Origin of the sequence: Vreelandella olivaria, from assembly GCF_023507745.1 — a bacterium.
Classification (GTDB): Bacteria; Pseudomonadota; Gammaproteobacteria; order Pseudomonadales; family Halomonadaceae; genus Vreelandella; species Vreelandella olivaria_A.
On the sequence record NZ_JALPZO010000031.1, the window covers coordinates 1 to 886 of the forward strand.

The following is an 886-nucleotide window of genomic DNA, read 5'->3' on the forward strand; positions in this document are numbered from 1 at the left end:
GCGACCCGGAGGCGATGCTGGCCCTGTACTATATCTACGCCAATCTGGATGCTTCCCGACTGACCCAGTTCTACAACCTGCTGGGGATTCCCACCCGTGCAGGCAACTGGCTAAAACGGGCCGCCGAAGCCGGGTTGCCGGAAGCCCAAACCCTATGGGGGCGCCAGATTATGAATGGACGGGGGTGGTACTTCACCAAACGCCGCCGCCTGGAGGCGGCGGAAAGCTGGTTGAGCCGTGCAGCGGAGCAAGGCCATGTGCCCGCTATGGAGCAAATGGCACGAGTAAATAGAGAGCTGGGCGCTTTCGAAGCAAGCTGGCACTGGATGGAACAAGCTTCCCAATATGGAAGCCACGATAGCCGCTTAGGCGTAGGGTGGTGTTACCTTGAACCCGAACGTGATGAGCGTTGCCAGAACAGTTTGGACAGAATAAAGGGATGGGCAATCTTATACGGGCTGTATATTGAGATTGAAGACAATGCAGCTAAAAATGTTATGAGTTGGCATGATGATGAATTAACCTCAGATCAGAAGCAGGAAGCTGAAGCATTAGCAGAGTCGGAATGGATAGGGCGTCAGCCCCCCATTTCCAGGTTTCCCTCCCGCTTTGGTTACTGATTGAGCGATGGCAATGCGACGATCTTCAGTGCGGATTGCCAGTACGTTACCCGCATCGTCAAGGTCGAAAACGTAGTCTGGGCGGTCTTTGAATACCAGTGCATGCTCATTACGCTAGGCGGTACGTGCTTCGGTGAGATCCCGCAGGGCATGGAGCTGCTCAGCAATATCCTCAGCCGGTGCCCAGTCACCCTGGCCTTCAATCCAGTCGGATACGCGGTCATAAACCAGCTTGGCGTGGGATTTTACATTGGCGGCAAAGAAAC

The 886-nt window shown here is 54.7% G+C and carries 1 protein-coding gene and 1 pseudogene; one reads left to right on the forward strand and one right to left on the reverse strand.

Annotated elements, in window-relative coordinates:
- Positions 1–620 (forward strand): tetratricopeptide repeat protein (locus HP566_RS02665; RefSeq protein WP_425348164.1); only part of this gene is annotated, 620 nt, incomplete at its 5' end.
- Between the two features lie 9 nt (positions 621–629).
- On the opposite strand, the pseudogene HP566_RS02670 reads toward HP566_RS02665, so the two are convergent.
- Positions 630–886, reverse strand: a pseudogene (locus HP566_RS02670) (RNB domain-containing ribonuclease); the annotation flags it as partial.